Origin of the sequence: Lentihominibacter faecis (assembly GCF_014306095.1) — a bacterium.
Lineage (GTDB): Bacteria > Bacillota > Clostridia > Peptostreptococcales > Anaerovoracaceae > Lentihominibacter > Lentihominibacter faecis.
On sequence record NZ_JACRWC010000022.1, the window covers coordinates 1 to 7,848 of the forward strand.

The following is a 7,848-nucleotide window of genomic DNA, read 5'->3' on the forward strand; positions in this document are numbered from 1 at the left end:
TCAGTCATGCGGTTTTTATCAACGTTATTCAGGAAGTCTCCATTTATTGGGAATTTAATATGGATATAGAAAAAGCCCGACACCTTATTTCTAAGGTCGGGCTTTTGTCTACAGTCTGAGTGTTTCGAAGATATCGAAACACTCTTTTTTGCGTCTTTTCTATTTCTTTTTCTTTGGCGCCATGTGGATCGCACCGCCTTCCAGCTCTTCCAGTGCCTCACCGACTGCTTCGTTATAGGTCGGATGAGCACGCATGCCTTTGAGCAGCTGGGATGGAGTCAGTTTGTTGGCGATGGCGGTAGCCATTTCACCGATCATATCCGTGGCGCGGGCGCACATCATCTGGGCTCCCAGGATCTCTCCGGTATCTGCGTGAGCGATGATCTTCACAAAACCTCTCTCTTCCTTGGAGATCAGGGATTTGCCGTTAGCGCTGGTGATGTACTTGCCGACTTTCACCGGTGTTGCGGAAGCCTTGGCATCTTCCTCGGTGATGCCGACGGAAGCGATCTCCGGGCTGGTGTAGATGCAGGACGGAACGATAGCAAGATCTACGTTCGGAGTATGTCCCGCGATCTTTTCCGCTGCCGTGATCCCCTGCGCACTTGCCACGTGAGCCAGCTGGATACCTTTTACGATGTCGCCGATGGCGTAGATGCCGGGAGCGCCGGTCTGTCCGTAGATGTCGGTTTCGATGAATCCTCGCTCCATAGTGATACCCAGGGCATGAGCAGTCTGTGCCGCAGCTTCCAGGTGTTTGGTCGTAAGTGCCGCAGAGTTTTCTGCGATATCAGCAAATTCCTCCGGATCCAGGAACAATCCTGCAGCGTTTGGCTTTCTGCCCACTGCGCACAGCACGTACTGGGAGGATATAGACTGATCCTTGTCTTTTTCCGTATAGTGGCAGATGAGTCCTCCGGCAGGATCTTTTTCGATTTTCGCAAGGGATGCGCCGGTATGGATGTCTACGCCTCGTTTTTTCAGGATCATTTTCAGATTCTGAGAGATTTCTTTATCCAGGTTAGCCAGCAGCTTCGGCAGAGCTTCCAGGATGGTGACTTTGCAGCCCAGTGCTGAAAAAACTTCTGCGAATTCCACACCGATCACGCCGCCGCCTATGATGGTCAGGCTTTCCGGGATCTCTTTTAATGCAAAGAGCCCGTCGCTGGTCAGGACCCCTTGCAGTTCCATGCCTTCTACCGGCAGCTTTGCAGGATAAGAACCGCCTGCCAAAATGATATGTTCTGCATCGTAGTAGCTTTCTGTCGCACCGTCTTCCGCAGGTTCTGCGAAGGTGACTTTCACCTGGCGGTCTGCCAGAAGGGTACCGGTGCCTTTCAGCATCGTCACGCCGTTGGCTTTAAGAAGCTGCTCTACGCCGGACACCAGCTTGTCGATGGTTTCCTGTTTGTAGTCCAGGACTTCACCGTAGTTGACGGTCACTTTTTCCGCATGGATGCCGAACCGGCCGCCCTCCAGGATTTCGCGGTACAGGTCGGCCGCATGGAGCATCGCCTTGGTTGGGATGCAGCCGCGGTTTAAGCAGGTACCGCCGAACCGGTCCTTTTCAATGATTGCCGTATTCAGTCCCAGCTGCGCGCCCTTGATGGCAGCAACGTAGCCGCCCGGGCCGCCGCCGATGACGATCAAATCAAAATTGCTCATAATTTCGTTCCTTTTCTCCGGGGATTGCCCGGCCTTTCGTTCGGGCGCAGCCCAAACTTGTTTCTTTTAAAAATCTTCGCCGTTCACAGCTTCCAGGATATCCGAAAGCATCTGCTGTTCCTGCGGATCTGCCGTTTCATGGGATGCGAGAGCTTTGCAGATAGCGTCCTTCTGATAAATGACTCCGGTCAGATGTTCCGGCAGCGCCAGCATCAGCTCCGGATTCAGGGAGTCGGAGTAGAATACCGCTTCCTTGATAATGCCCTTTTCCACTGAGAAACAGAGATCTATGCCGCCCCAGTCGAAGCGGAAGGACATCTCGTTTTCGAAGGTTGGATTGTGACCGTAGAGCCATTCCCAGGAGATGAACCGGTCTCTGCCTTTCTGCAAAGCATCCTGATCCAGATCTTCTTTTGTCAGGATGCCGGCCTTTAGGCCGTACACTTCTTCGAAGGATTCTTTCAGGGCTTCTTTCAGCCGCGCAACGGTCAGATCCGGTACGAATTCCACCAGATTAGTGACACGGCTTTTCACGGAAGAAACGCCTTTTGACTTCAGTTTGTCCGCCGATACATTGAGGTACCGTGACAGTTTGGTCACGTCTACGTTGAGCATGATGGTCCCGTGATGATAGCAGAATTTGTTCTGTTTGTAAAACGCGTTGCCGGAGAATTTTTTCCCGTCAGCAAGGATGTCGTTTCGGCCGGAGCGTTCCGCCTGGATGCCCAGTCTGCGCATGGCGCCGATGATAACATCCAGCTGGCGCCCTACGTCGTAGTTTTCTTTTTGCACCAGGAAGGTGAAGTTGACATTCCCCAGATCGTGATAGACGGCTCCGCCGCCGGAAAGTCTGCGCACCAGATGTCCGCCGCTTTCTTCCAGCTGGGTCAGGTGACATTCTTTCCATGGGTTCTGATTGCGGCCGATAACGATGGTGTGCTCATTCTGCCAGAGGTAGAGGATGCACTCGGTCTCGCCGCAGTGGAGCATCAGATATTCCTCCATGGCAAGATTGGCATAGGGATCATAGGTGGTGCTTTCAATGTAGTTGATTTTATCGATCATGAATATTAGTACTCCTGTGAAAAACGGCAGCTCCGCGCCTTTCAGGGCAACGAAGCCGCCGTCTTTATGTTTTATTTAGTCTTCAAAGTGATAACGCAGGTGCGGATGTCTTGCGGCGCCGACTTCGTCCAGTCTTGTTACCGGAGTTTTGGTCGGTGCGTGGTGCAGTCCTTCCGGATCTGCTGCCGCCTGTGCATGGAGCTGACGGAATACGGCTACCGCTTCGTCCAGGGTTTCGCGGGATTCTGTTTCCGTCGGTTCTACCATCAGCGCTTCCTCTACGATGAGCGGGAAGTACATTGTAGGCGGATGGATGTTGTTGTCTAAAAGACCCTTGGCGATATCCATCGCGGAGATGCCGGTGTCTTTTTTCAGGTCTGCCAGACTCATAACGAACTCATGCATGCAGATATCGTCATATGCCATGGTGTAGAGATCCTTCAGCTGGTTCATCATGTAGTTGGCGTTGAGTACGGCATTGCTGCTTGCCTGCGGGATGCCTTCCCTGCCCAGGGTCAGGATATAAGTCAGAGCCTTGACCACTACCAGGAAGTTTCCGTAGAAGCTCTTCATTTCGCCGATGCTGTGCTCCGGCTTGGTGAAGTGAAGATCGTCACCGTCTTTTTCTACCAGTACGGACGGCAGGAACTGTGCCAGTTCTTCTTTGCAGCCTACCGGGCCTGCTCCGGGACCGCCTCCGCCGTGCGGCGTTGAGAAGGTCTTGTGAAGATTGAGATGAACGATATCGAATCCCATATCGCCGGGACGAACGATGCCCATAACAGCATTCAGGTTTGCTCCGTCATAGTAGCAAAGTCCGCCGCAGTCATGGACGATCTGGGTGATCTCGCGGATGTTCTTGTCAAACAGCCCTACTGTGTTCGGGTTGGTGAGCATCAGTCCTGCGATATCATCGCCGGCAGCTTCCTTCAGCTTTTCGATATCTACGCAGCCATCGTCTCCAGATGGGATGCTGACTACTGTATATCCTGCCATGGCGGCACTTGCCGGATTCGTTCCGTGTGCGGAGTCAGGGACCAGGATCTTGGTTTTATGTGTGTTACCTTTACTGGTATGATATGCTTTCATCAGCAGCAGACCGGTCAGCTCGCCGTGGGCGCCTGCTGCCGGCTGGAGGGTCATGTGATCCATGCCGGTGATCTCACAAAGGTATTTTTCTGCCAGAGCCATGACTTCCATGCATCCCTGCACAGTGCCTTGCGGCTGCAGCGGATGGATCTGATTGAAGCCTTCTAATGCTGCGATCTGTTCATTGACTCTTGGGTTGTATTTCATAGTGCAGGAACCCAGCGGATAGAAACCGTCGTTGACGCCTCTCGTTTTGTGAGCCAGCTCCGTATAGTGGCGTGAAAGCTCCGGTTCGGAAAGCGCCGGCATGTGAAGCGGCTGTTTCCGCGCGTCTTTTTCCTGCGGCAGGACTACCGGCACATCGCATTCCGGAAGGATCGCGCAGCCTCTGCCTTCTCTGCTTTTCTCAAATAACAGCATGGGTTACACCTCCTTCACGATACGAACCAGCAGATCCATATCTTCTTTTGTATTCATTTCGGTACAGCACCAGAGGATCCGGTGATCGTCCAGTTTCTGTCCGCCCAGGATGTTTTCTTTTTCCAGAGCAGCCAGGACTTTATCCGTGTCTTTGCTGGATACGGTGACGAATTCATGGAAGAAGTCGCCTTTGTTTTCTACTGCAAAGCCTGCTCCGGTCAGCTGATCTGCCAGGTAGTGGGCTTTTGACATGCACTGGGTCGCAGCTTTTTCCAGCCCTTCGTTGCCCATAGCTGCCAGGTAAACGCCTACTGCCAGTGCGCACAGTGCCTGGTTGGAGCAGATATTGCTGGATGCTTTTTCGCGACGGATATGCTGTTCTCTGGCCTGCAAAGTCAGCACGTATCCGGTCTTGCCGTCGGCATCCACCGTCTGACCCACGATACGTCCCGGAAGTTTTCTCATCATCTTTTCGCGGCATGCCATGAAACCCAGATACGGGCCTCCGAATGCCATAGGAAGTCCCAGAGGCTGACCTTCTCCCACCGCGATATCTGCACCATATTCTGCCGGTGTTTTCAGAACGCCGAGAGAGATCGGGTTTACGCCCATGATGTATTTTGCACCGGATTCGTGAACGATCTCGCCGATAGCTTCTGCGTCCTCCAGGTTGCCGTAGTAGTTGGGATGCTGGATGTAAACACAGGCAACGGACTTATCCATATGTTCCTTCAGATAGTCCAGATCGGTCACGCCGTTCTTTTCAGGGATGATCTCAAGTTCTATCTCGTTACCGAAGCAGTATGTCTTCACGGTCTCAAGGGCAGCGGGAAGGACTGCTGCGGAAATCAGCGCCCTGTTTCTTTTTTTATCACGGCACATTGCGATGCCTTCTGCGGCCGCTTCTGCTCCGTCGTATACGGAAGCGTTGGATGCATCCATACCAGTCAGATCGCAGATCATCGTCTGATATTCGAAGATGGACTGGAGCAGACCCTGGCTGATCTCAGCCTGGTACGGAGTGTAGGCTGTCTGCACGCTTTCGTTGGAAAGGACGCTGCTTACAACGGCAGGGATATAGTGGTTATATGCTCCTGCGCCGCGGAAAATAGAAGAGAACACTCTGTTTTTTGCAGCGATTCCCTTCATGATACGGCTGACTTCCAGTTCGGATTTTCCTTCCGGGAGAGCAAGGCCGTCTTTTAATTTCATGTCATCCGGGATAGCAGCAAACAGGTCGTCCATAGAGGAGTAGCCCATGCTCTTGAGCATTTCCAGCTGCTCTTTGCCCGTATTTGGGATATAGCTTCCCATTGATCGATCACCGCCTTTGCTTATTCTTCGGATTCCTCTACAAATTTTTCATATTCTTCAGCAGAGAGAAGTTCTTCTTCTTCACTGATGTCAGTTACCTTGATGAACCATGCATCGTACGGTGCTTCGTTGATGCTTTCCGGTGCGTCCAGAAGCTCTTCGTTGACAGCGCTTACTGTGCCTGTTACAGGGGAGTAAACATCGGAAGCCGCTTTAACGGACTCTACATCGCCGAATGCTTCGCCAACGGTTACTTCGTCGCCTTCTTCCGGCAGGTTTACGAATACCAGATCTCCCAGTTCGGACTGTGCGTAGTCGGTCAGACCGATGGTAGCAACGTCTCCATCTTTCGCGATCCATTCGTGGGATTTCGTGTATTTCAGTTCAGCTTTCAGTTCCATGATAGTGATCTCCTTTCAAATCATGCGTAATATAATAATGTTATTTTGCTCTTGTGTAGAACGGCAGAGGTACGATCTCGACTTCTACCATACGGCCTCTTACGTCAACGATGAGCTTGGTGCCGACTTCAGCGTATTCTTTGTCGATCAGTGCCATGCCCACCGGTTCGCCCAGGAATGGGCAGTGGGTGCCGGAAGTGGTGTGACCGATTTCTTTGCGACCGTCCGGAGCGGAGGCGTCCTCTGCGTAAACAGTCTGATCTTCACGGATGATGCCGCGACCGGTGACCTTAAGACCGACTCTCTTGATTTTCGGCGCGCCGGCTTCTTCCATAGCGGATTTGCCGATGAAATCATCTTTTTTCATCTTGACTGCGAAGTTGAGCCCGGTTTCCAGCGGAGTTACATCGTCGTTCATTTCATGTCCGTAGAGCGGCATGGCTGCTTCCATACGAAGGGTGTCTCTAGCGCCCAGTCCGCAAGGGATCAGGCCGTCGTCCCTGCCTGTTTCCAGAAGCAGATCCCAGAGTTTTTCCGCCTGGTCAGCCGGTGCGTAAAGCTCTACACCGTCTTCTCCCGTGTATCCCGTCTTGGAAATGATGCAAGGGATCCCGCCGACTTCCCCGTCGAATACTGCGTGGTAGTATTTCGTCGGGATCTTGTCTTCCGGCGCAAGTCTGCGAAGGATCTCCATTGCTTTCGGTCCCTGCAGAGCCAGCTGCGCATACTGGTCGGACACGTCTGTGAAGGTAGCTCCCGGGAGCTGGTGATCCAGCATCCACTGGAAATCTTTATCTTTGTTGGCAGCGTTGACTACGATGAAGTAGTGGTTATCTGCCTTTTTATATACGATCAGGTCATCTACTGTACCGCCGTGCTCATTGCACATCGGGCTGTAGCGTGCCTGTCCGTCAACCATATTTGTAAAGTCGTTGGTCAGCAGATGCTGCAGGTTTTCGAGGGCTTTTTCTCCTTCGCAGAGGATCTCGCCCATGTGAGAAACATCGAATAATCCTGCTTCCTGCCGTACGGCCATGTGTTCTTTGATTACGCCTGCTTTGTACTGTACCGGCAGGATGTATCCTGCGAAAGGTACCATTTTACCGCCTGCTTTTACATGCGCGTCGTAAAGCGGTGTTTTCAATTCCATTGTTCAGCCTCCTTGTTTTTTTTATGATCGTTGTGATAAAGGGTCTGTAGTCTGTATGCTGCAATCGGAGGTTCTCCGTCGGAGGGAGGGTAGTTTCCAGGTTGACCGGAGAACCTGTTTTGTTACAGCAATGTGTGAAGAATTTCAGAACTCTGCGAGCCTGTCATCACGGATATAGATCCATGATGAAAAAAAGACAGGGTGAATAATCCCTGTCTGGGATCACTTTTCCCTGTCTAAATGACAATCCAGAGGTCCGTCCGGATCCAATTCTTTTTGCCTGAGAGTTTCAAGTACCTGTATCAACAGGTTCGCTCTTGCCCCTTCGGCGCTGCTGTGATCTGCAAAGCATAGGTTGGAGATTTTTTCCTAAAAAGGGTTTCTTGTCTTCGCAGAGGTTTCGTTCGTTTTAAAAACAGCAGTCTCTCTTGGATCTTTCAACCGGAAATATTAGTGATGTTTCATTATTATAGCGTGGAATCATGCGGATTGTCAATATGTTTGGAAACAGAGACGAAAAGTAGGAAAGAGTGGAATAGACGGTGGCGAAAAAGCAGGTCTATATGTGTAAAATCCGAGAGATCCGGTCGCTGCGTTCCGATTTGTACATATCGGAACGTGTAAGCAAAAACGAGGCGTCCCGGTTTCCACAGGTGCCTCGTTTTCGTAAGGGGTCTTATGCTGTCCAAAACTTGACAGCGCTAGGATTAGATGTTTTCTCTTTATTCTATATCCACAATATCT

At 51.6% G+C, this 7,848-nt stretch carries 6 protein-coding genes and 1 riboswitch; all 6 genes read right to left on the minus strand.

The genetic code is table 11. The features are described from left to right. Positions 1-159: 159 nt before the first annotated feature. The gene (locus H8876_RS01080; protein ID WP_283241717.1) at positions 160-1,665 is read right to left on the minus strand and encodes a dihydrolipoyl dehydrogenase family protein; all 1,506 of its coding nucleotides are present in this window, start codon (positions 1,663-1,665) and stop codon (positions 160-162) included. 66 nt (positions 1,666-1,731) lie between these two features. Then, positions 1,732-2,730 (minus strand): lipoate--protein ligase, encoded by a 999-nt coding sequence (locus tag H8876_RS01085; protein WP_249286178.1) that lies wholly within the window; start codon positions 2,728-2,730, stop codon positions 1,732-1,734. Between the two features lie 75 nt (positions 2,731-2,805). Beyond that, positions 2,806-4,239 (minus strand): aminomethyl-transferring glycine dehydrogenase subunit GcvPB, encoded by a 1,434-nt coding sequence (gene gcvPB, locus H8876_RS01090; protein WP_249286179.1) that lies wholly within the window; start codon positions 4,237-4,239, stop codon positions 2,806-2,808. A gap of 3 nt (positions 4,240-4,242) precedes the next feature. Continuing rightward, complete coding sequence (gcvPA, locus tag H8876_RS01095; protein ID WP_249286180.1) at positions 4,243-5,553, minus strand: aminomethyl-transferring glycine dehydrogenase subunit GcvPA; 1,311 nt, start codon at positions 5,551-5,553, stop codon at positions 4,243-4,245. A gap of 20 nt (positions 5,554-5,573) precedes the next feature. After that, the gene (gene gcvH, locus H8876_RS01100) at positions 5,574-5,954 is read right to left on the minus strand and encodes a glycine cleavage system protein GcvH (RefSeq protein ID WP_177264699.1); all 381 of its coding nucleotides are present in this window, start codon (positions 5,952-5,954) and stop codon (positions 5,574-5,576) included. Positions 5,955-5,994: 40 nt separating this feature from the next. Beyond that, the gene (gene gcvT / locus H8876_RS01105; protein ID WP_177264698.1) at positions 5,995-7,104 is read right to left on the minus strand and encodes a glycine cleavage system aminomethyltransferase GcvT; all 1,110 of its coding nucleotides are present in this window, start codon (positions 7,102-7,104) and stop codon (positions 5,995-5,997) included. 257 nt (positions 7,105-7,361) lie between these two features. Then, positions 7,362-7,545, minus strand: a riboswitch (glycine riboswitch). Positions 7,546-7,848 lie beyond the last annotated feature (303 nt).